Source organism: Kitasatospora sp. SolWspMP-SS2h, from assembly GCF_003259315.1.
GTDB lineage: Bacteria > Actinomycetota > Actinomycetes > Streptomycetales > Streptomycetaceae > Kitasatospora > Kitasatospora fiedleri.
This window is the reverse complement of sequence record NZ_QLLT01000003.1, coordinates 1-20,769: the sequence shown is the minus strand read 5'-3', so window position 1 is coordinate 20,769 and position 20,769 is coordinate 1. Positions and strand designations below refer to the sequence as shown.

General features: G+C 74.5%; 24 protein-coding genes. 16 read left to right on the top strand and 8 right to left on the bottom strand.

Features of this window, described 5'->3' with window-relative positions; translation table 11 throughout:
- Nucleotides 1-296 precede the first annotated feature (296 nt).
- The 7 genes from mscL (at nucleotide 297) to K353_RS04190 (ending at nucleotide 5,587) form a co-directional block, all read left to right on the top strand.
- On the top strand, nucleotides 297-716 hold the full coding sequence (mscL, locus tag K353_RS04225; RefSeq protein WP_233533363.1) for a large conductance mechanosensitive channel protein MscL: 420 nt from the start codon (nucleotides 297-299) through the stop codon (nucleotides 714-716).
- Nucleotides 713-1,987 (top strand): aromatic acid exporter family protein, encoded by a 1,275-nt coding sequence (locus tag K353_RS36760; RefSeq protein WP_158585330.1) that lies wholly within the window; start codon nucleotides 713-715, stop codon nucleotides 1,985-1,987. The genes mscL and K353_RS36760 overlap by 4 nt, the downstream gene beginning before the upstream one ends.
- Nucleotides 1,988-2,144: 157 nt before the next feature.
- Nucleotides 2,145-2,504, top strand: coding sequence for a DoxX-like family protein (locus tag K353_RS04210; protein ID WP_111552207.1), 360 nt, complete (start codon nucleotides 2,145-2,147; stop codon nucleotides 2,502-2,504).
- Complete coding sequence (locus K353_RS04205) at nucleotides 2,498-3,544, top strand: DUF3419 family protein (RefSeq protein WP_199527982.1); 1,047 nt, start codon at nucleotides 2,498-2,500, stop codon at nucleotides 3,542-3,544. Before K353_RS04210 ends, K353_RS04205 begins: the two co-directional genes overlap by 7 nt.
- Nucleotides 3,541-4,323 (top strand): DUF2071 domain-containing protein, encoded by a 783-nt coding sequence (locus tag K353_RS04200; RefSeq protein WP_199527981.1) that lies wholly within the window; start codon nucleotides 3,541-3,543, stop codon nucleotides 4,321-4,323. Before K353_RS04205 ends, K353_RS04200 begins: the two co-directional genes overlap by 4 nt.
- A 74-nt stretch (nucleotides 4,324-4,397) precedes the next feature.
- Complete coding sequence (locus K353_RS04195) at nucleotides 4,398-5,162, top strand: class I SAM-dependent methyltransferase (protein ID WP_146616391.1); 765 nt, start codon at nucleotides 4,398-4,400, stop codon at nucleotides 5,160-5,162.
- On the top strand, nucleotides 5,159-5,587 hold the full coding sequence (locus K353_RS04190; RefSeq protein ID WP_111552205.1) for a hypothetical protein: 429 nt from the start codon (nucleotides 5,159-5,161) through the stop codon (nucleotides 5,585-5,587). The genes K353_RS04195 and K353_RS04190 overlap by 4 nt, the downstream gene beginning before the upstream one ends.
- An 87-nt stretch (nucleotides 5,588-5,674) precedes the next feature.
- Here K353_RS04190 and snpA read toward each other — a convergent pair whose 3' ends face one another.
- Nucleotides 5,675-6,319, bottom strand: coding sequence for a snapalysin (gene snpA, locus K353_RS04185; protein WP_111552204.1), 645 nt, complete (start codon nucleotides 6,317-6,319; stop codon nucleotides 5,675-5,677).
- Nucleotides 6,320-6,540: 221 nt separating this feature from the next.
- Here snpA and K353_RS04180 point away from each other — a divergent pair, with 221 nt between their 5' ends.
- From K353_RS04180 to K353_RS04160, 6 genes are all read left to right on the top strand, one after another.
- Complete coding sequence (locus K353_RS04180) at nucleotides 6,541-7,524, top strand: LysR family transcriptional regulator (RefSeq protein ID WP_199527980.1); 984 nt, start codon at nucleotides 6,541-6,543, stop codon at nucleotides 7,522-7,524.
- Nucleotides 7,525-8,223: 699 nt separating this feature from the next.
- Complete coding sequence (locus K353_RS35190) at nucleotides 8,224-8,757, top strand: excalibur calcium-binding domain-containing protein (protein ID WP_111552202.1); 534 nt, start codon at nucleotides 8,224-8,226, stop codon at nucleotides 8,755-8,757.
- A gap of 124 nt (nucleotides 8,758-8,881) precedes the next feature.
- On the top strand, nucleotides 8,882-9,550 hold the full coding sequence (locus K353_RS04170) for a class F sortase (RefSeq protein WP_233533362.1): 669 nt from the start codon (nucleotides 8,882-8,884) through the stop codon (nucleotides 9,548-9,550).
- A gap of 557 nt (nucleotides 9,551-10,107) precedes the next feature.
- On the top strand, nucleotides 10,108-10,260 hold the full coding sequence (locus K353_RS34205) for a hypothetical protein (protein ID WP_158585329.1): 153 nt from the start codon (nucleotides 10,108-10,110) through the stop codon (nucleotides 10,258-10,260).
- A 144-nt stretch (nucleotides 10,261-10,404) separates the two neighbouring features.
- Nucleotides 10,405-10,836, top strand: coding sequence for a hypothetical protein (locus K353_RS04165; RefSeq protein WP_111552200.1), 432 nt, complete (start codon nucleotides 10,405-10,407; stop codon nucleotides 10,834-10,836).
- A gap of 239 nt (nucleotides 10,837-11,075) precedes the next feature.
- Complete coding sequence (locus K353_RS04160) at nucleotides 11,076-11,888, top strand: SAM-dependent methyltransferase (RefSeq protein WP_111552199.1); 813 nt, start codon at nucleotides 11,076-11,078, stop codon at nucleotides 11,886-11,888.
- A 90-nt stretch (nucleotides 11,889-11,978) separates the two neighbouring features.
- Here K353_RS04160 and K353_RS04155 read toward each other — a convergent pair whose 3' ends face one another.
- Entirely contained in the window at nucleotides 11,979-12,941 is a 963-nt protein-coding gene (locus K353_RS04155) for a Scr1 family TA system antitoxin-like transcriptional regulator (RefSeq protein WP_158585328.1), read from the bottom strand.
- 102 nt (nucleotides 12,942-13,043) lie between these two features.
- Nucleotides 13,044-13,292, bottom strand: a complete 249-nt coding sequence (locus tag K353_RS04150) for a DUF397 domain-containing protein (protein ID WP_111552197.1) — start codon at nucleotides 13,290-13,292, stop codon at nucleotides 13,044-13,046.
- 425 nt (nucleotides 13,293-13,717) lie between these two features.
- On the opposite strand from K353_RS04150, the gene K353_RS34200 reads away from it, so the two are divergent.
- Entirely contained in the window at nucleotides 13,718-14,407 is a 690-nt protein-coding gene (locus K353_RS34200; protein ID WP_370447563.1) for a DUF5979 domain-containing protein, read from the top strand.
- Nucleotides 14,408-14,521: 114 nt separating this feature from the next.
- On the opposite strand, the gene K353_RS04135 is transcribed toward K353_RS34200, so the two are convergent.
- The 3 genes from K353_RS04135 to K353_RS34195 form a co-directional block, all read right to left on the bottom strand.
- Nucleotides 14,522-14,863 carry an STAS domain-containing protein gene (locus K353_RS04135; protein ID WP_111552195.1) on the bottom strand — a complete coding sequence of 114 codons (342 nt, stop codon included), beginning with the start codon at nucleotides 14,861-14,863 and terminating at the stop codon, nucleotides 14,522-14,524.
- Between the two features lie 131 nt (nucleotides 14,864-14,994).
- Nucleotides 14,995-15,492 (bottom strand): ATP-binding protein, encoded by a 498-nt coding sequence (locus K353_RS04130; protein ID WP_146616390.1) that lies wholly within the window; start codon nucleotides 15,490-15,492, stop codon nucleotides 14,995-14,997.
- 730 nt (nucleotides 15,493-16,222) lie between these two features.
- Nucleotides 16,223-16,654: an ATP-binding protein gene (locus tag K353_RS34195; RefSeq protein WP_370447556.1), complete on the bottom strand. Its 432-nt coding sequence runs from the start codon at nucleotides 16,652-16,654 to the stop codon at nucleotides 16,223-16,225.
- 218 nt (nucleotides 16,655-16,872) lie between these two features.
- Here K353_RS34195 and K353_RS04115 point away from each other — a divergent pair, with 218 nt between their 5' ends.
- Together K353_RS04115 and K353_RS04110 are read left to right on the top strand one after the other, a co-directional pair.
- Nucleotides 16,873-18,177, top strand: a complete 1,305-nt coding sequence (locus K353_RS04115; protein ID WP_111552191.1) for a PP2C family protein-serine/threonine phosphatase — start codon at nucleotides 16,873-16,875, stop codon at nucleotides 18,175-18,177.
- Nucleotides 18,178-18,347: 170 nt separating this feature from the next.
- Nucleotides 18,348-18,788 (top strand): hypothetical protein, encoded by a 441-nt coding sequence (locus tag K353_RS04110; RefSeq protein WP_233533361.1) that lies wholly within the window; start codon nucleotides 18,348-18,350, stop codon nucleotides 18,786-18,788.
- Nucleotides 18,789-19,400: 612 nt separating this feature from the next.
- Here K353_RS04110 and efeU read toward each other — a convergent pair.
- Together efeU and K353_RS04100 are read right to left on the bottom strand one after the other, a co-directional pair.
- Nucleotides 19,401-20,246 carry an iron uptake transporter permease EfeU gene (efeU, locus tag K353_RS04105; RefSeq protein WP_111552190.1) on the bottom strand — a complete coding sequence of 282 codons (846 nt, stop codon included), beginning with the start codon at nucleotides 20,244-20,246 and terminating at the stop codon, nucleotides 19,401-19,403.
- 43 nt (nucleotides 20,247-20,289) lie between these two features.
- Nucleotides 20,290-20,769 (bottom strand): Dyp-type peroxidase (locus K353_RS04100; RefSeq protein ID WP_146616389.1); only part of this gene is annotated, 480 nt, incomplete at its 5' end.

Sequence of the window (20,769 nt, the reverse complement as noted above, 5' to 3'; positions counted from 1 at the left end):
CCGACCGGCTCCGGCGGCATCCTATCGTCCCCGGTCCGGCACCCCGGGCACCGCGGGCACCCCGGGCACCACGGGCCCGGCGCCCCGGAGCAGCCCGACCGGCCGAACACGCCTGCGGCCGAACACGCCTGCGGCCGAACACGCCTGCGGCCGAACACGCCTGCGGCCGAACACGCCTGCGGCCGAACACGCATGCGGACGGGTCGGGCATGCGGACGGGCGGACCGGGCAGAAGGCCGCCGGGCGCGGACCGCACACGACCGCCGCGCGGAGACCAAGGGGAAGGACGGACGTCAGTGAAGGGTTTCCGGGGTTTCGTCCTACGGGGCAACGTCGTCGACCTGGCCGTGGGCGTGGTGATCGGAGCGGCCTTCTCGGGCGTCGTCACCGCCCTGGTCCGGGCCTTCCTCACCCCGCTGGTCGGCCTCGCCACCGGCGCGGTCGGCGACTTCAGCCGCCGGACCCTCCACGTCCACGGGGTGGAGTTCCCGTACGGCGCCTTCATCGACGCCGTGATCACCCTCCTGCTCACCGCGCTGGTGCTCTACTTCGTGGTCGTGCTCCCGTTCAACAAGCTGCACGAGCGCTTCGCCCCGCACCAGGACGTCCAGGCGCCCAAGCGGGACTGCCCCCAGTGCCTGTCCGCGATCCCCGCCCAGGCGAGCCGGTGCGCCTTCTGCACGGCCGAACTCGTCCGGGCGCCCGACCTGCCGTGACCGCCCCCGGCCCGGTGGCGGCGTGGCGCGGGAAGGCGGCGGACGGCCGGCAGGTCGTCCGGGACGCGCTGCGCCACCCCGGGCGCGCCGTGCGGGCGCACCGCGAAGGGGTGGTGCGGACCGCCCGGGTGGCGGTGGCCTGCGCGCTGGCCTGGGAGGTCGCGGTCGTGCTGCTGGGCGAGGACGAGCAGCCCGTGCTGGCGCCCCTGGCGGCGCTGCTGACCGTCCAGCTCACGGTGTTCCGGACGCTGGCGCAGGGTCTGCGGCAGTTCGGCGGCGTCATGCTCGGGGCCGTGGCCGCGCTCGGCCTGCTGCGCCTGGCCGGGGCGAACTTCGCCACCATCGGCCTCGCCGTCGGCGTCTGCCTGGGCCTGGGGAAGCTGCTGCGCCTGGGCGAGCAGGCCACCGAGGTGCCGGTCACCGTCCTGCTCGTGCTCAGCACCGGCGCGCCGTACGCCCCCGTCCGGATCTGGGACACCCTGGTCGGCGTCGCCTCTGGCGTCCTGGTCAACCTGGTCGCGGCGCCCCCCACCTACGTCGGCCACGCCGCGGACCGCTCCGCCCGGGTCGCCCACCGCCTCGCCGACATCGCCCACGACACCGCCCGCGGACTGCGCGAGGGCTGGGACGAACGCACCTCCGACGGCTGGCTGCGCCGGGTGGAGACGGCCGCCCGCGAACTCGACCGGGCCCGGGAGGCGGCCGTCCAGGCCGAGGAGGGCATCCGCCTCAACCCCCGGCGGCTGCGGCAGGGCACCGACCCGGCGGTCGCGCTCGGCCCGCTGGGCGAGGGCCTGACCTGCCTCGGCCACGTCTGCGACCAGCTCGGATCGGTGCTCCGCGGCCTGGACGACCTGGCCCGCGGCGAGCGCCAGTTCCCGCGCGAGGCCGAAGCCCTCAGTGACGCGCGCGAACGGGTCCGGCCGATCGGCGACGTCCTGGAGGCCGTCGGCGACGCGCTCGACGTGCTCGCCCGCATCCAGCGCGACCACGTCCGCGAGGCCGGGCACACCGACGACCTGACGGCCGCCCTGGAACGGGGCCGCGACCACCACGCCGCCGCCGCCGAGACGCTCTGCCGCACCGACCACGGCCCCGCCGTCTGGTCCCTGCACGGCTCGATCATGGACGAGACCCAGCAGATCCTCCACGAACTCGACCCCCGCCACGGCCCCCACCCGGCCGCCCTGCACCCCCAGCCGCTCCGCCTTGCGGCCCCGCGCCGGGAGCGCCCGGAGCACTCCGAGGAGTCCCGGTCCCCAGTAAGTTGAACACGTTCAAAAAGTGCGGCATGATCGGCGCCACGAGGTCCGGACACCAGTCCGGACCGGCGCCGCCGTGCCCTGCGCGCGGACGGCCGGGGGAGTGGGAGGGGGGATCGTGGCAGACCTCGGAAGGACCCGGTGGCCGGCCGTCGCGGTCGCATCGATGTGGTGGTACGAGGGTTTCTGGTGCAAGGTCCTCCCCGGACGGGCCGACCAGCGGGCCATCGTCGAAGGACTGCCCCTGCTGCCGACCGGCGCGGTCACCCCGCTCCTGGTCGTCCTCGGCCTCGCCGAGGTCGCACTCGGAACGTGGGTGCTGCTGGACCGCCGCCCGCACGCCGCCGCAGTCGTGCAGACGCTCCTGGTGGTCGGCTTCAACACCGGCGGACTGCTCTTCGGCGCCCGACACATCCCGGAACCCGGGCGGCTGGTCGTCCAGGACCTCTGCTTCCTCGCACTGATCTGGCTCGTCGCCGCCCGGCGCCGCGCGAGCGTGGTGCGGCAGGGGGCCTGGGCGTGGTGACCGTCCCCGCGGTCTCCTCCGCCGTCGGCCGGCCCGGAGCCGTGCTGCGTCCGCCGGTCCCCGTCGCCGCCGGTACGCCGTGGCAGGCGGGTCGGCTGTTCGCCGGGCCCGTCGGCCGTCCCCGGGTGCTCTTCGGCCGGATGTACGAGGATCCGGCCGTCGAACTCGCGGTCTTCCCGCCGCCCGGCGCCCGGGTGCTCTGCATCGCCTCAGCCGGGGACACCGCCGCCGCCCTCGCCGCGGCCGGGTACGAGGTCACCGCCATCGACCTGAACCCTGCCCAACTCGCCTACGCCCGAGCCCGGTTGGAAGCCGGGGCGCCCGCGGTCACCGGCACGGCCGAACGGCTGACCGGCCTCGGCCGCGCCACGGCCGCCGCCCTGCTGCCGGCCTGGCGGTCCGCGTCCGTCGCCGATTTCCTGCGCCTCGACGATCCCGGCCAGCAACGGCGCCGGTGGGCGGCCGAGTTCGACGGCCCCGGGCTGCGGCTGCTCGCCGCCGCCGCCCTGCGGCCCGCCGGGGCGCTCGCCGCCGTGCTGCGCCCGGGCTTCCGGTGCGCGCTCCCGCGCGGCTTCGACACCGTGCTGCTCCGGCGGATCGCCCGGACCGTCGCCCGGCACCCCAATGCGGCCAACGACTGGGCCTGGCGGCTGCTGCTCGGCCGCGAACGCCCCGGCGCAGCCGGGCCCGTTCCCGCCTCCGCCCTCGCCCCCGCCGCTGCCACGGCCGGTGGCGGACGGGTGCGGCTGGTGCGGGGCGAGGTCGTCGAGCACCTGGAGCGGTCCGCCGCCGGGAGCTACGACGCGGTGACGCTCTCCAACGTGGTCGACGGGCCGGGGCCGCGGTTCGCCCGGCGGCTGCGCGCCGCCGTCGAGCACGCGGTACGACCGGGCGGCACCGCGGTGGTCCGCAGCCTGCGCGAACCGGGCCCCGGCGGGCCGGGACTCGCCGCCGAGGACCGGTCGATGATCTGGGGCGTGGTACGAGTCGTCCGCACCGGGACGGACGGAACCGAGACGGACGGAGCCGAGACCCGATGAAGCACCTGCTGCGCCGCCACCCCGTCCCGATGCGGACCCACTTCGCGCACTCGCTGGTCCTCACCTACGCCCTGCCCCCGCACGTCCTGGAACCGCTGCTGCCCCCGGGACTCGCGCTCGACACCTACACCGACCCGACCGGCACCGAGCACGGGTTCGTCGCCGTCGCCCTGGTGGACACCCGGAACCTGCGGCCCGCCTTCCTGCCCGCCCGGCTCGGCGCCGACCGGGTGCTCACCGGGTACCGGATCTTCACCCGCTTCCCGACCCCCCGCGGGCGGGCCATGCGCGGGCTGAAGATCCTCCGCAGCGACACCGACAGCCGGATCATGGCCCTCGGCGGTAACCTGCTCACGCGCTACCACTACCGGCCGGCCCGGATCGGCAGCCGGGTCGTCGGCGACACCCTGGAGTTCCGGGTCGTCAGCCGCGACGGCCGGGCCGACCTGCACGTGCGGGCCGACCTCGGGTCCGTCCCCGCCGACCTGCCGGCCGGCAGCCCGTTCGCCTGCGCCAAGGACGCCCGGCGGTTCGCCGGCCCGCTGCCCTACACCTTCGAACACGAGCCGGAGACCGGATCGATGATCGTGGTCAAGGCCACCCGGACCCACTGGGAGCCGACCCCGGTCGCCGTCGAACTGCCGACCCCGCCCGCCTTCTTCGACCACGGCCCCTTCGCCGGGACGACCCCCGTGCTCGCCAACGCCTTCCACGTCGCCGACCTCGACTACGGCTGGCACGCCGGCCGGCGCCGCGCCGAGAACGGGGCCGAACGGTGAAGCCGCCCCCGCCGGCCCCGGGAGAGCCGGCCGCCTTCTCCGGGGTCCGGGAGGTCGTCCGCTACAACTGGCCGATGTACGCGGCGGGTTGCCTCACCGCGGCAGCCGGCCTCGCCCTCGCGCACCGCCTGCCCGGGCCCGCCGCCGGCCTCGCCCGGGCGGGCGCGGTCGCCGCCGTGGCCCTGCTGGCGACCGGCACGGCCGCCACCTGGTGGGTCTACGACCGTTCGGAGCTGCGCACCTTCGACTGGCTGGAGGAACTGCTGCCGACCGGCCCGGGCGAACACCTGGTGGTCTCCTCCGGCCTCGACGAGACCAGCCGGCCGCTGGTGGCCCGCTGGCCCCGGCACCCGCAGACCGTGGTCGACCTCTACGACCCGGCCCTGATGACCGAGGGCTCGATCCGCCGGGCCCGCCGCCTGGTGCCGCCCGCCCCGGGCACCCTCCCCGGACGGCCGGACCGGCTGCCCGTGGCGACCGGTTCGGCGGACACCGTCCTCGCCGTCTTCGCCGCCCACGAACTGCGCCGACCCGGCGACCGGCACGCGCTCTTCGCCGAGTTCGCCCGGGTCCTGCGCCCCGACGGCCGCCTCGTCCTGGTCGAGCACCTGCGGGACGCCGCCAACACCGCGGTCTACGGCCCCGGCGCCTGGCACTTCTTCCCCCGCCGGACCTGGCTCCGGGCCGCGGCCGCAGCGGGCCTGCGCCCCGTCGCGCAACGGCGGATCGGCGGACTCGTCACCGCCCTCTCCCTCACCCCGACCACCGCCCCGGCCCCCACCGTCACCCCGACCACCACCCCCGCCGTCACCTCGACCGGAAAGCGCCGCACACCGTGACCCACCTGCTCACCCTGGACGGCCAACTGCGCCTGGTGGGCGCGGCCCTGATCGCGATGGGCGCGCTCCACCTCGTCCTGCCGCGGCTCATCGGCTGGCCCGCCGACCTGGCCGGAACCACCCTGCTGACTCGCCAGGTCTCCTACGTGCACCTCTTCTTCATCGCCCTGACCTGCGTCCTGCTCGGCCTGCTGCCGCTGCTGCTCACCCGGGACCTGCTCGCCGGCGGCCGGCTCGGCACCGCGCTGCTCGCCGCGCAGACGCTGTTCTGGGGCATCCGCTGGATCTTCGAGTTCGCGGTGTTCTCCCCGGAGTTGTGGCGCGGCGACCGGCTGCGGACCGCCGCCCACGCGGCGCTGTCGGTGCTGTGGACGTGGGTGACGGCCGTGTTCACCTGTGCGCTCGTGACGGCGCTCGGCAGCTGAGCGGCAGCGGTACGGCGCCACGGACCCCCGCCGGCCGGGCGGCCGACGGGGGTCCGGTAAGAGCGGACGGACCGGCGGGCGCCGGGGTCAGCCGACGGTCGCGAGGCCGTTCACCCAGAGGCTGTTGACCCGGTTCCGCTCGGTGGTGTTCGGGTACGGGTTGGTGCACGAGGTGCCGGGGCCGCCGCCGGACATCAGCTCGCTGCACGGGCCGGAGTAGTGGTCGGGCAGGCCGAGCACGTGGCCGGTCTCGTGGGCGGTGACGCGCAGCGAGCTGTACTGCCGGTTCTGCGCGTAGTCGAGGAAGACGTAGCCGCGCCCGTGGCCGTCGGTGGAGGCGTAGGAGCCGCGGGAGTCGTTGCCCTCGTAGTAGCGGAAGTCGGCGTTGGTGCCGGAGCGGAGCTGGACGTTGCTGACCGAGGAGTTCCAGATCTGCGCGCTCTGCGAGATGACGCTGCGGAAGGTCGGGGCCTGGCTGGCGTCGTAGGTGACGGCCACGGTCAGCAGATAGGGGTTGGCGGCCTGCTTGGCGCGGGCCGACTTCATCACCGCCTCGTAGAACGCCTTGTTGCCCGCCTCCTCGGCGGAGTTGGCGGCGATGCCCGCGGACGGGGTGTAGCCCTGGGCGGTGGGGGCGCCGGGGGCGGTGACCGCGGCGGCCGGCACGGTGGCGGTGCCGACCGCGAGGACCAGCCCGAGGGCAGCGGCGAGCACGGTCATGGAGCGGTTCATGTGGGGACTCCATTTTTTCGCGGGCCCCGGGGCCGTGGGGAGGCCGTCCGGGACGCGGTGACGGGTTGTTGCACCGAGCTTGGAGCAGGGCGGGCGGGGCGCGGAGATGGCAACCGGCGATAGCACCGGTCAATACCCTTGCCCAGCAAGCGGTTTGACGGGTCGTGGTCGGCTCTTGACATGCTCTTGGCAGATGAGGGACGCCTGGCTATGCTCCCGTGATGGAGCTCGACGTCCGACACCTGCGGGTGCTGTGCGCGATCGCGGACACCGGCAGCGTTCGGAAGGCCGCCCGTCGACTCGGCATGACCCAGCCGTCTCTGACCACCCAACTGCACCGCATCGAACGCACCATCGGCGGACGGCTGTTCACCCGCGGACAGACCGGCAGCCGCCCCACCGCCCTCGGCCACTCGGTGCTCTCCCGCGCCCGCCCCGTGATCACCGAGATGGACGCCCTCCTCGCCGCCGCCCGTGCCGAGGCCGCCGGACCGGGCCGCCGCCGACTGCGGATCGGCAGCGTCGGCAGCCGCGCGGTCGCCGCCTGGCTGCGCCGCATCCACGACCGGCTCCCGGAGACCGACACCACCATCCACATCGACATCTCGGCGATCGCCCTGCTCCACCTGGTCGCCGCCGAACAGCTCGACACCGCCTTCGTCCACGAGAGCGAGGGCTTCCCGCTGCACGTGCCGGCCGGCACCGAACAGCGGGTCCTGGTCGCCCGCGAACCCCAGTTCGTCGCCCTCGCCGAGACCCACCCCGCCGCCGGCCGACCGGTCGTCAGCCTCGCCGACCTCGCCCACGACACCTGGATGGTCGACCCCACCGCCGACCACGAGTACGCCGCCCTGCGCCGGGTCTTCGCCGAAGCCGGACTCGACCCGCGCGTCGTCCAGGTCCGCGACAACGCCACCGCCGCCGAACTCGTCGCCTCCGGCGAAGCCGTCCGCCCCTGCCAACCCACCTCGCCACCCGGCCCCGGCACCGTCCTGCGCCCCGTCCACGGCGACCCGCTCGCCGTCCGCCTCCTGCTCACCTGGCGCCCCGACACCGTCGGCGGCCCCGCCCTCGACGGCCTCTGGGTCGACCTCTGCCACGCCTACCTCGCCCTGGCCGGCGCCAACCCCGCCTACCGCGCCTGGCTGCACCGCCACAACCGCCCCCTGCACACCCTCCTCGCCCCGGCCGGCCCACCGCCCTGACCCCCCGCCCGGCCGGCCCGCCGAAGACCCCCACGGGAACCTCGGCCCCCGCACGAGAGACCGGAACGCCCCGGGCCCACCCTCCGGAACGCGGCTCGCCGCCCTACCGGAGGGCGGGGCCGGAGCACTGGACGCCACCGCCGGTACGGCGACGGGTCGCGCGGCGGCTGCCGGCGGCGGCACGTGGTCGCCGCCGTGCCGGCGAGGCGGGAGCAGTGGCCGTCGGCCCGCGCCGCGACCGAATCCCGCCGGTGCACCGCCCGGAAGGTGTCCGCCCCAGGCTCCACGGTCAACTCCGGCGCGGTTTCACCGACGTTCGCGACCACCGGCCGCGCCGGGCCTCCGGCGGACATCCCCAGCGCTTCTGCCGTCCCCTGAACGCCCGGGTACCCACCCGCCACCGGCGCGCACGGGCTGGTCCGCGCACCCCGGATTCGACCCCCCGGTCCGTGGACCCGCCGGTTTGCGAACCCACCGGTTTGCGAACCCACCGGTGCCGGGTCCGTCCGCAGTGTGCGGCGGCCCTCGATCGGGCTAACAGGGGTAGGGCCTCTGCGGCGGCGCGACACCCCGCCGGTACGGCGGCAACGGGAGGTGCCGACCGCCGCTCGGCGGGTGGGGGCGGCCCGTTCCGGTGGCGCGCCGACCGGTCGTGGACACGATGGGTGGCAGTCCCAGCACTCGTTGTGAAGGAACGTGATGACCATGCGTGTTCCCGCCGTTCTCGCCGCTGCCGCCCTGGGCGCGGCCGTCCTCGTGCCGGTCGCCTCGGTGACCTCCGCGCAAGCGCTGACCCCCGCGGCGGATCTGAACTGCTCGGACTTCGCGACGCAGCCGCAGGCGCAGGCGGTGCTGGACGCGGACCCCTCCGACCCGAACCACCTCGACACCGACAACGACGGCATCGCGTGCGAGGACCTGCCGGCCGGCACCACCTCCGGCGGCAGCACGGCCTCCGCGAGCGCCGCGCCCTCCGCTTCGGCGAGCGCGTCCACGGCGGCCGGCACCACCGCCTCGGCTTCCGCTTCGAGCGCCGCCTCGGCCTCCGCCCCGCCGAGTGCCTCCGTCTCCGTCTCCGCCTCCGCCTCCGCCGCGGTGCCGCGCGGCGCGGTCGCGGCCGGCTACGGGCCGTCCGACCACACCCAGGCCGCCGCGGTCCTCGGCGCCCTGGCCCTCGCCGCCGGCGGCGGTGCCGTGGTGGTCCGCCGCCGCACCCGTACCGGCCGGCACTGACCCCCCGCTCCCCACGGCCCGGTTTCGCCGGTCGCCGGTCCCGCCGTCCAGGGCCGTGTCCCGCGGCCCTGGACGGTCTTCTGGACGGCCTGGAGCGATGGCGACGAGGAGAGCGGTGAACGACGTGGGCAGCACAGCAGCCGGCACGCCCGGCGGCGACCGGCGCGGGCCCGGAGGCACCCGGGGCAACGGCCTCGCCGCCGCCCTGGCAGCCGCCGCGATCGGACTCGCCGGTACCGCCACCGTGCTCGCCACCACCGGCACCCCAGCGCCGCCCCCGCCCGCGCCGGCCGCCACCACCCCGGCCCCGGACGACCCCGCCACCACCGGCGCGCCGGGGATGCCGAGGGCCGACCCGACCCGCCTGCGCATCCCCTTGCTGGGCATCGACACCACCCTGATCCCGCTCGCGCTCGGCCCGGACGGCACCCTGCAACCTCCGCCCCTCGACCAGGGCGCCACCGCAGGCTGGTACGCGGCCGGCACCAGCCCCGGCGAGACGGGCACCGCCATCGTCACCGGCCACGTCGACACCCCCGCCGGCCCCGCCGTCTTCCACCCCCTCTCCCTCCTCACCCCCGGCGCGACCCTCACCGTCGACCGCGCCGACCGCACCACCGCGACCTTCACCGTCGACCGCGTCACCAACTACCCCAAGACCGACATCCCCGACGAGGTGTACGCGCCCGCCGCCCACCCCGAACTCCGCCTGATCACCTGCGGCGGTACCTTCGACCGCGCCCACGGCGGCTACCAGGACAACACCGTCGCCTACGCCCACCTCGTCGGCTGACCGCCGCCGACGACCGGCCGCCCCTTCCGGTGAACCGCCGACCCTCGACTTCTCCCGTCCACCCCGTCCAGGGGACGACGACCGGGCACTCGACCACTTCCACCGGCTGCCGGGCCCCGATCCGCGAGGGCGGCGGCGGTGCCGCCCGCGGCAGTCGACGAGACGGGGCATCGCGCGCCCGGCGAACTACCGGTCCCGGCCCGGGAATCGGCACCGGGTCCGGCTGCGCGGCCTCGACCGCTGCCGAAAGGGGCGCGGACAAAAGCGACATTCCCGCCCGGCTTTTGCCCGCGTTTGCACGGGGGGCTTTTCCGCGTGGTTCGCGCGAGGTGCGGGAGTAGCGTTGCGTACCAAGGCCGCAACTCACTGTACCGGTGATGTTGTCGTGGCCGGTGGGCCAACACCGACCACGACGAAGGGCCGATCCAAGCAAGGACGAAGAAATGCTTGAACGACCCGCTCGGGATCGAGCGATCATGCCCTCGATGAGCCTCCACGCTAGCAGGATGTGGAGGTTGGGTGACGGAACGCCCCGGCCGGGTGCGGCCGGGTTCCCCGTGAAGCTCGGCAGAGCGCTGGTGGTGTCGGCGCTGCGGTGGGCCGCGGTGGCCGACGGGCCGAGCTGCCGGGAGCGTGCGGCGCTGGTGTTGGCGCTGCTGTGGATGGCGAAGGACGTCCAGGTCGGCGCGGTCGCGGCCGGCCGGCTCTGACGTTCCCGGCGGCCGACCGGATGTGGTGTCCGGCCGGTCGCGCGCCCCGGCGCGCTCCGTACGCGCCGGGTTGCCTCCCCCGCCCGGGCCTCCGGCCCGGAACGGGTGTCACCGTTCCGTCGAGTTGACGTCGAAGGAGTCACGGTGTCCGGTCACCGGCCCGCGATAGCACTCGGGTACGCGGCCTTCGTCCAGCTGCGCCACGGCCCCTACGAGCAGTACGTCCGCGCCCGGTTGGGCGACGCGGAGGTGAGCCGCCAGGTGGTCCGGCACGCGCTGCGGCGCACCGAGTTGAGCTGGGACGCGGTGCTGGCGGCCGATCCGGCGGCGTTCGCCTGGCGGGTGCTGGGCGAGGTGGTGGCGGAGGCCCTGGCGGCCGTCCCGCGGCCCGGCGCTGACGCGCTCCACCGCGAACTGCCCGCCCGGGCCGCCGACGCGGCGCTCCTGTACGAGCACCTCGGCATGCCGGCCTGCGTGGCGGCGGAGCTGATGGGGCTCGCCGAACCCGAACTGCACGTCGAACTGCTGGTGGCCCGCCGCCTGCTGGCCGAAGGAAGGAGGAACGCCCCCGCCTAGAACCGGACGCCGCCCAAGAACCGGACACCGAAGCCCGCCGCCCGGCGGTCGCGCCGGCGCACTTCCTCCCCTCGGAACGCGCCGGAGCGGACCCGCACCAGGGGTCGCGCCAGGGCTCGCCATGCTTGCGCCATGCACCACCCGCACGGGTGATGCCGCTTCGCCATGCCCGCGCTATAGCATGACGCGCCGTCACATTGACTGGCGCAGAAGTTACTTGGCGACGCGAGGGGGAACGCGTGAGCGATTCACTGCCGGACGAGATCGACGTCAGCAAGCCGACCGCCGCGAGAATGTACGACTACCTGCTCGACGGCCGGTTCAATCACGCCTCCGACCGGGCCGCCGTCGCGCAGCTGCTGGAGATCGCGCCCAGCACCAAGGAACTGGCGCTGAACAACCGCGCCTTCCTGCGCCGGGTCGTCGAGATCATCGTCCGCGACTACGGGATCCGGCAGTTCGTCGACCACGGCTCCGGACTGCCGACCCAGGACAACGTCCACCAGGTCGCCCAGCGCATCGACCCGGACTGCCGCGTCGTCTACATCGACAACGACCCCCACGTCCGGGCCTACAGCGGCCTCCTGCTCGACGAGAACCCGCGGGTCGCGTTGATAGCGTCCGACATGACGCTGACCGAGCAGATCTTCGCGCACGAGGACTTCCGCTCCATGATCGACCTCCGGGAGCCGGTCGCGGCCCTGTTCGTGTCGGTGGCCCACTGCCTCACCGACGAGCAGGATCCTTTCGGCATGATCCGGCGCACCGTCGACGCCCTGCCCGCCGGAAGCGTCGTGGTGGTGTGCCAGCTCGTCAGCGAGGACGAGAAGGTCCGCGACGGGGTCACCCGCCTCATGCAGGAGGGCACCGGCGGGCGCTGGGGCCGGGTGCGCACCGAGGCCGAGGTGCGGGCCTTCTTCGACGTCGACCGGCTGCGGATCGAGGAGCCGGGCCTGCGCGACGTGACCTACTGGCGCCCCGACCGGGAGGTCTTCCCCCGGCAGCGCAGCGACGAGTGGATCGAGTTCGGCGGCCTCGCCGTCGTCCACTGACCGGGCGGGCGCGGGCCGTCCTCCGGTGATCCGGCGGGCGCGGGGCCATCGCCCGGTGGGCGCGGTTCCGCGGCGGCGGTTCCGCGCCCGTCACCCGGCCGAATCGCCCCGCATCCGGGCCCGGTGCCAGGCGATGGCCTTCCGGATCAGCTTCCGGCTCGGCTCGCGGTGCAGGGCCCGGGCCACGACCGTGTTCAGGACCTCCTTGTAGTCCTCGAAGGCCGCCGCGTCCCCCTCGCCGGGGTAGTAGTAGTGCCCCTCCCGCTCGCCGGTCTCCACGTAGACCAGCTCCGGCATGGCGTCCGGCGTGTCGAAGTGCAGCAGGGTCAGGTTCATGACCTGGAGCGCCAGCGGCAGTTCCACCGGGATGATCCGCACCCCGATGTTCGGGGTCTCGGTGTACTCCAGCAGCTTCTCCAACTGCTCGACCATGAGCTCGTGGCTGCCCATCACGCGGTACAGCGCGGACTGGTGCATGCAGAACACCGCCCGGACCCCGGACTCGCGCACCACCCGCCGACGCACCTTGCGCGCCTCGATCGCCGCCGGCGCCTCGTGCAGACGGCTGCGCAGCACGGTCTCCTCGGTGACCGCCGCCATGTACCGGTCGGTCTGCAGCGCGCCCGAGACGACGTTCACGTCCACGGCGATCAGCAGCACCGCCCGCCACACCATCCCGGAGAGCCGCTGCTGCGCCCCGGCGCCGGAGTCCCGGTGGAAGCCCGGCGGGTTCTTCTGCGACGCGGCGACCGCGAGCTCCATCAGCGCCGCCCGGTCGGGGCCGTGCAGCAGCCCGACGGCGTTCAGGATCGTGGCGACGTCCTCCGGGTTGTTCAGGCGCCGCTGCCCGTTCTCGATCCGGCTCAGCTTCGACGCCGAGAAGTGGGTCCGGGTCTTCAGCCACTGCAGCGTCCGACCGCCGCGCAGGGCCCGCAGCTTGCGGCCGAGGTGCGCGGCGGGAATGGACCACTCCGGCGCCCCCTGGTCGGCGGCGCGGGAAATGGGCTCCAGGTTTTCGTTCGAATCAGCGCTGTCGAACGGGTCAGCGGACACGAGGCCCCCCTTGCGAAAAACCGAATGATCGCGGTCAGCTTGACACAGGGAGGGCTTCGGCGTCACGCCGGGTTTCCCGCGAAAACGGGAAACCCCGTTTGATCAGGTCAGCAGGTTGTCGAACTCTTCCTTCTTCGCGCCGTCCAGCCAGGCGTCGATCTCGGGCCGGGTGAAGACCAGGGCCGGGCCGCCCGGGTCTTTGCTGTTGAACACCGCCACCCGGCCGTCGGGCAGGCGCCGCATGGTCACGCACTCCCCGAGCCCCTGGCTCTTCACGGCCTTCTGCGCCGGATACGGCGACTCGATGGCAGCCGCCGGCATCCCGTTGTAGTGCTCGCCACTAAGGTCCATGACTCATCTCCTCTTGTACGAAAAACGCCGACCATGCCCTCCGGTCATACTTTTTCGGGCTTTCGCAGGTCAGCGAACTGTGCAATCCCACGTGCAATTGCCCGGAGGGGGCAGAGTGAATCATTGCGCCCGGAAATCGAACAGCGCCACTCCCTGATCGGGTGATTCGGGAGCGAAAACGATAAATTCCGATCAGGCTTTGATCTGACCGTCGCGCCCGTCGCCCGTCGCCCGTCGCCCGTCGCCCGTCGCCCGCCGCCGGTACACACGCCCCCGGCCGTTCTCAGCTCCTGGACCCTGACCGGGGCCCGGCTCACCAACCACCAGGGGCGGAGCCGGCTGGCAGCGCGACCCGCGCACCGACCCGTTGGTGCGCGCCGTGACGCACTTCTCCGGCCGGCACAGCCTCCACGAGAACGCCGCCGATCGGGAGGAGCGCTTCACTTCGCTGCTCCGCCGCCTCGCCCTGGAAGCCCGCCCCCGCCGCCGACCACACCCTCACCACGAGCCTGACCGCCGACCGCACCCACGTCACCTGCCTGCGATCCACCGCCTGGTACCCCCCCGGCACCCTGGACGTCATCAAGACCACCGACGGCCCCGCCGAGCTCCACCCCGGCCCGGTCGTCGTCGAAGTCACCTGCGACGACGGCGCGTTCGGCCGCGTCGTGCTGCCCGCCGGCGAGAGCACCGCGAACCTGCCCGAACCGCTGCGCTTCCTCGACCCCGCCCGGTGCACCGTCACCGAACCCGACAACGGCGCCGACCCGGCCGCCGAAGTCACCACCACCGGCCAGGCCGTCCACGACGACACCACCGACCTGCCCGCCGGCAGCCCGCTCCCGCCGAGCTTCACCGTCACCACCCCCCGGCAGGACCACCGCGCCACCGTCCACAACACCTACCGCCTCCCGGCACCCCCGCCCCCGACCCCCACGCCGGCCCCGACCCCGCCGCCGCACCCCGCCCCGCACCCCGCCCCGCCCCCGCACCCGGGACACCTCACCGCCACCGGCGACGACAGCACCACCGCCCTGCCGGCCGCCGCCATCGCCGCAACCCCGGCCCTCGCCGGCGGCGTGCTCCTCCTGGCCGCCCGCCACCGCCGCAGCTGAGCGGTACCGGTCACCACGCTCCCGTTCACCGGGCACGAGAGCAGAACGAAGGGCCCCGACCGTTCAACGGCCGGGGCCCTCCCGCCGCGGGCGGCGCGGTCGCGGCTGCCGCGGTCAGCGGACGGCGGGAAGCTCCGCGGTGACGGTGAAGACCTTGCCGGCACCGGTGATCTCCAGCAGGTGCGTGGCGGCCTGCGAAGGCCGGGTCAGCCACAGCGCGCAACCGGCGCCCTCGCTGTCCATCCGGGCGTGCAGCAGGACGTTGAGACCGGAGCTGCTGATGAAGTCCACGTCGTTCAGGTCGATGTGCAGGACCGCGGGGCGGGCGGCCAGCGCGTGCTCCAGGGCTGCGGCCAGCTGCGGTGCGGTGTCGAGGTCCAGGTCGCCCGCGCACGCCAGGACCGGCCCGGCATCGCTGTCGTACACGGTGACAGTGAACGCCTCATCGTCGATCATGGCCACCCTTCACGTTCTCTGAGAACCGTTGCGTCGTGACAAACAATAGGGGACGGCGCCCGGGCGGCGACGGACGGCGGGATCGGATTCGGCCGCCGCGACAGGCAGGCCACCTGCGGCTCGTGCCGGTGTCAGGATTCGGGGGCACCCAGCAGGACCCACACGGTCTTGCCGCCCGGCACGGGCCGTACGCCCCAGTCGCGGGCGAGGCGCTGCACGATGTGCATCCCGTGGCCGTTGGGCTGCTCCGGCCGCCAGGGCCGCACCACCGGCAGGCCGGTGCCCGAGTCGGTCACCGCCACCGTCATCCGCGCCGGGCCGGGCGTCCCGGAGTCCTCGGCGCGCAGGTCCAGGGCGGTCGGGCCGGGGGTGTGCCGCTGGGCGTTGGCCAGCAGCTCGCACGCCACCAGCAGCACGTTCTCGCGGTAGCGGTCGCCCTTGAGCGCGGTGTCGGGCAGCGTGTCCAGCACCTCGCGCAGACGGGCCATCCCCCACGTCACCGGCCGTTCCACGTCCGGGTCGAACGCGATGCGCCAGTGCTGCTCCGCGCCGTGCGCCACGCCCGTCGCCTCCCGTCCGTCGTCGGCCTGGTCCTCCTGGCGGCGCGCCTCGCGAGACGGGCAGCCCACCGCATCGTACGCGCCCCGGCGGAGCCCACCCGGTGAGCGCCGGGACCGGGTCGCCGTCGGAAGCGGGGGGGATGCGGGCCCGGTCGCCCGGGGAACGGCGGATCAGCGCGGGCTCCCGGAAGCGACGGGTTGGCCTGACCTGACGGTTTCCACCGCGGAGAGGAGTTCTTCGGGTGAGTCGCCCCTGGTCATGGAGCCGAGGGCTCCGGCCCGGAGCGCATCGGTCGCGTCAGCGGGCTCCGAGGAGACGGGCAGGGCGAGGACCTCCACTTCCGGGACGAGCTGCTCGATGACGTCGAGGGGGTGGTCGAGCCGGTCCAAGTCGAGAGTCAGGAGGCCGTACCGGGAGGGGTCGGGGAGGTCTGCCGGGTCCTCCACGTCCGGCGGGCGACGACGTTCTGCCGGGTCCCCGCAGCGGGTGCCACAGGCGGCCGGCCAGTCCGCTCACGGCGTTCGACCGCTTCTGCCAGCAAGCCGCCCGAGGCGCCGTCGCCGGCGGCCCGGGCCCGGTCCGTGTCCCCCCGTCGATCACTGGGACGGGCATCGGTGCCGGTGCTCCCTTCGGGCGAGCGCGGCCCGGTGCGGGTGCGGCTTCCGCCGAGTCCGTCACATCCGTCGGGGATGCCGGCGAGGCGGCCGCCACCTTGCCCGGAACTCCGCCGAGACCGCCGAGACCGCCGAGTCCGGACGGTCGCCGGTCCGGCTCCGGCGGTGCCGTCGCACGGAGGCCCTACAGGGCCAGGGTGGCGCTGACGCGCTTGCCGCCGCCCGGCAGCGGGCGCACCTCGCAGACCTCCGCGAGCAGCTGCACGATGGGCCAGCCCCGGCCGCCCAGGCGCGACGGGTCGCGCAGCGCCGCGAAGTCGCCGCGCGGGTGGCGGCCGTCCGCGTCCTCGACGCTGATCCGCAACCGCGAACCCCCGCCCTCGACCCGCACCTCGAAGCCCGTGACGCCGCCCGCGTGGCAGATCGCGTTGGTGACCAGCTCGGTGACCACCAGCCGCGCGTCCGCCTCCCGGTCCGTCAGCGCCCCCGCCGTCCCCGCCAGCGCCCGGCTCACCGCCTCCCGCGCCCGTCCTGCCGTCCACACCGGCGTGCCGGTCGCCCGTGCACGTTCCTCCCGGCTGCTGTCCGCGGGCGGATGCGTGGCGGGGTGCGGCATGACGGTGACCTCGGATCGGTGCGCGGCCTGACGGCACGAAGGGGAGGAGGGTGCTGACACGGCGACTGCCCCGACCATCCCTGCCCACTCTCCCTCCGCCGGGTTTCTCGACCGCGCCGGCCGCCCGGCGGTGGTCGCGGGGGCGGACCGCTGGGCCGGGCGACGTCATCCGCGGCGCGGCCGTGCTCGAACCGGTCGATCGGGGGAAGGCGTGGAGGGTGGACGACTACGACGTGGACGCGGTGCTGCAGCAGGCACTGGACCGGCTGACGGTGCTGGCCGACGTCAACACGGCCCTGGCCGGAACCCTGAGCGCCACCGAGGGGCTGCGCCGGGTGGCGCGGATCGCGGCGCGCCGCCTGGGCGACTGGTGCGCCATCGACCTGCTGACCGCCAAGGGCCGCATCGAGCGCGTCTGCGTCAGCCGCACGCCCACCGGCCCGCCGCCGCGCGAGGAGCTGGTGCTCCTGAACCCGCCGCCGCCCCCGGCCGCCGGCCCGCTGGCCCGCGTGCTGCGCGGCGCCGGGCCCCTGCTGCTGACCGGTACCGACCTCACCCCCGACGACGCCGATCCGTGGGACAAGGAACAGGCCGACCTGCTGACCGGCGCCGCCAGCGCCGTCCTCGCGCCGCTGCGCGCCCACCGGGAGGTCCTCGGCGCGCTGACCGTCACCCGCACCGCGCAGCACCCTCCGTTCACCGAGCAGGACCTGCCGCTGATCGAGGACCTCGTCCACCGCGTCGGCCTCGCCGTCGAGAACGCCCGCCTGCACTACGAGACCCGCAATATCGCCGAACGCCTCCAGCGCTCCCTGCTCCCCGACCTGCCCACCACCAACGGCCTGCAGATGGCCGCCCGCTACGCCCCCTCGCACGCCACCGCCGAGGTCGGCGGCGACTGGTACGACAGCTTCGTGCTGCCCGCCGGCCACACCACCCTGATCATCGGCGACGTCACCGGCCACGACCTCAAGGCCGCCGTCACCATGAGCCAGCTGCGCAACATGCTGCGCGGCATCGCCTGCGACCGCCAGGAACCCACCGACAAGATCCTGCACCGCATGGACCTCGCCCAGCAGACCCTCTACCCCGGCACCACCGCCACCTGTGTCTACGCCATCCTCGAAGGCCCCGAAGGCGGCCCCTGGAGCCTCGAATACGCCGTCGCCGGCCACCCCCCGCCCCTGCTGATCACCCGCGACGGCGACACCCGCTACCTCGACGGCGGCCGCAGCCACCTCCTGGGCGTCACCACCCGCCTGCCCCGCACCAACGCCGCCGAGACCCTGCCCGCCGGCTCCACCCTCCTGCTCTACACCGACGGCCTGATCGAGCGCCGCGGCGAGAACATCGACCACGGCTTCACCCGCCTGCGCCAGCACGCCGCCGCCCTCGCCCGCGAGGACCCCGACACCCTCCTCGACGAACTCCTCACCGGCCTCGCCGCCGACACCACCGACGACGTCGCCCTCCTCGCCCTCCGCCTCCCGGAAGGCCGACCGCACGGCCCGGCCGAGCGATGAACGGCCGGGTCGAGGAGGCCCGCGGGCCGATCACCACGGACACCGGCAGACCGTACCGGGGCCGGCCGCGATCGATGCGGCGGTGAGGGGAGCGACAGCGGGGACGAGGGAGAACCGGCGGACGGCGGTGGCCGACGGCACCCCGGGGGACCGGGGCTGAAGGGGTGGGAATGGTCAGGAACCGGTGGGCGGGTGCCGCCGCCGGGCTCGCGGCGGCGCTGGCGGTGGCGGTGACGGTGGCGGTGGCGCTGGCGCTGGCGGGGTGCGGGCAGCTCCCCGAGCGGCAGCGCGCGGCGGACGCGGCGGCCGCCGACTTCGAACGGGCCCTGACCGGCCGACAGGGCGACGCGCTGTGCGAGGCGCTCGCCCCCTCCACCCGGCAGGAGCCGGAGCGCTCCGCCGACCAGCCGTGCCCCGAGGCCGCGGCCGACCTGAAGGTCGCCCCCGGCGGCGCGGCGGTGCGCACCGAGGTGTGGGGCGACCAGGCGCATGTGGTCCTCGCCGACGACACCCTGTTCCCGGCCCGGCCGCGGGACGGCTGGAAGGTGACCGCGGCCGGCTGCGAACCGCAGCCCGGGCAGCCGTACGAGTGCGGCCTGAAGGCGGGATGACCCGGTGCGGACGATGTTCAGCGGCTGCCTCCCCGCCGTCCTGGCCGGACCGGCCTTCTTCACCGCGCTGGGGCTGATGCACCGATGACCTCCCCTCCCGGCCCGACCACGGCTCCCTCCCGCGCGCCGGGCGCTTCGTGCGCCACAACGCGCCGGCGCTGGCCTTCGACGCGCCCTTCCTGCTCGCCCTGGCCGGCCAGGCGTTCGCCGGCTGGGCGCAGTTCAACGACCACCCGACCATCGACGGCCCTGATCGAGGACCAGGCAGGAACCACCCGGGTAGTGCTGGCTGCGGTGGCCGTCCGGAACGACGCCTCGTTCTTCGCCGAGATCCACACGCTCCGCGACGGCGAGTGTGCCTTGGAGTGGCAGAGCGGTTGCTCGCCCTGGAGCGGCCCGAGCCTGCCTTGGGCCCGGCAGATCGTGGACGGCCTCGGTGAGTCGGTAACGGCCCGCCTGCCGGGCGTCCCCCAGCCGGGTGCGGGGGCCCGCAATGCTCCCGGGGCGACCCGCAGGTCCGTGCCTTTCGATCCGTCCCGCCTTTCGATCAACGCCCAGCCCCGTACCCTCCGCGAGGAAACCGGGAGATGGCTGCCCGGGGCCGGCAGGCTGTCAGGCGGCGGTGGTGTCCGGGACCGATCCGGCCGCGAGGGCGGCGGGGTTGGTGGGTTTGCGGAAGAAGAAGATAAGGACGGGCACCACGTAGGCGGCCCACACGATGACCTGGAGGGTGGTCGGGTCGGGCTGGAAGTTGAAGACGCCCTTGAGCACGGTGCCGTACCAACTGGTCTTGGGGATGGTGGTGGAGATGTCGAAGGCCAGGGTGCGTAGTCCGGGCAGATGACCGGCTTCCTGGAGGTCGTGGACGCCGTAGGCGAGGACGCCCGCGGCGACGACGACGAGCATGCCGCCGGTCCAGGTGAAGAACTTCGCCAGGTTGATCTTCAGTGCGCCGCGGTAGAACAGCCAGCCGAGCACGACCGAGGTGAGCAGGCCGAGGGTCGCGCCGACCAGCGGGTTCCAGCCGTCGCCGGTGGCCTGGACGGCGGTCCAGATGAACAGGGACGTCTCCAGTCCCTCGCGGCCGACGGCGAGGAAGGCGGTGACGACGAGGGCACCGGTGCCCATGGCGAGGGCGGCGTCCAGCTTGCCGTGGAGTTCGCTCTTCAGGTGGCGGGCGGTGCGGCGCATCCAGAAGACCATCCAGGTGACCAGGGCGACGGACAGGACGGACAGGGTTCCGCCGAGGGTCTCCTGGGCCTCGAAGGTGAGGGTGGAGGAGCCGAACTGGAGCAGCGCGCCGAAGGCCAGGGAGAGGGCGACGGCGGCTCCGACCCCGGTCCAGACCGGCGGCAGGCGGTCCCTGCGGTCGGTCTTGACCAGGTAGGCGATCAGGATGCAGACCACCAGGCTGGCTTCGAGGCCCTCGCGCAGGCCGATCAGGTAGTTGGCGAACACGGCGGTTCTCCTTGTTCAGACTTCGGAAGAGCGGGGCGGGGGGTCAGCCGAGGAGGGTCTGGCCCCACCACTCGCCGGGCTTGCGGACGCCGGGCGGGCAGGCGAAGTGGGCGGAGGCGACGTGGGTGATGTACTCGTTGAGCTTGTCGTTGGCGGCGAGCTTGGTCTGGAGCGGGACGAACGCCTTGCGGGTGTCGCGCTGGTAGGCCAGGAAGAACAGGCCGGCGTCGAGGCGGCCGAGGCCGTCGGTGCCGTCGGTGAAGGAGTAGCCGCGGCGCAGGATCATCAGGCCGTCGTTGTTGTCGGGGTGGGCCAGGCGGACGTGCGCGTCGGCGGGCATCGCGGACAGGTCGGGGGTGTCGCGTTCCTTCTGCTTGCCGTAGGGGGCGCCCTCGATCTTGGTGCGGCCGAAGGTGTCCTCCTGGTCCTTGAGCGAGGCGCGGTCCCAGGCTTCGATGGTCATCCGGATGCGGCGGGCGACCAGGTAGGAGCCGCCGGTCATCCAGTCGGCGCCGTCGCCGGG

Excerpts from the sequence above, each read along its gene's own strand:
- K353_RS04210 (WP_111552207.1), top strand. The coding sequence starts at position 2,145 with ATGTGGTGGTACGAGGGTTTCTGGTGCAAGGTCCTCCCCGGACGGGCC.
- K353_RS04200 (WP_199527981.1), top strand. The coding sequence starts at position 3,541 with ATGAAGCACCTGCTGCGCCGCCACCCCGTCCCGATGCGGACCCACTTC.
- K353_RS04195 (WP_146616391.1), top strand. The coding sequence starts at position 4,398 with ATGTACGCGGCGGGTTGCCTCACCGCGGCAGCCGGCCTCGCCCTCGCG.
- snpA (WP_111552204.1), bottom strand. The coding sequence starts at position 6,319 with ATGAACCGCTCCATGACCGTGCTCGCCGCTGCCCTCGGGCTGGTCCTC.
- K353_RS04180 (WP_199527980.1), top strand. The coding sequence starts at position 6,541 with ATGGAGCTCGACGTCCGACACCTGCGGGTGCTGTGCGCGATCGCGGAC.
- K353_RS35190 (WP_111552202.1), top strand. The coding sequence starts at position 8,224 with ATGACCATGCGTGTTCCCGCCGTTCTCGCCGCTGCCGCCCTGGGCGCG.
- K353_RS04150 (WP_111552197.1), bottom strand. The coding sequence starts at position 13,292 with ATGGACCTTAGTGGCGAGCACTACAACGGGATGCCGGCGGCTGCCATC.
- K353_RS04135 (WP_111552195.1), bottom strand. The coding sequence starts at position 14,863 with ATGATCGACGATGAGGCGTTCACTGTCACCGTGTACGACAGCGATGCC.
- K353_RS34195 (WP_370447556.1), bottom strand. The coding sequence starts at position 16,654 with ATGCCGCACCCCGCCACGCATCCGCCCGCGGACAGCAGCCGGGAGGAA.
- K353_RS04110 (WP_233533361.1), top strand. The coding sequence starts at position 18,348 with ATGGTCAGGAACCGGTGGGCGGGTGCCGCCGCCGGGCTCGCGGCGGCG.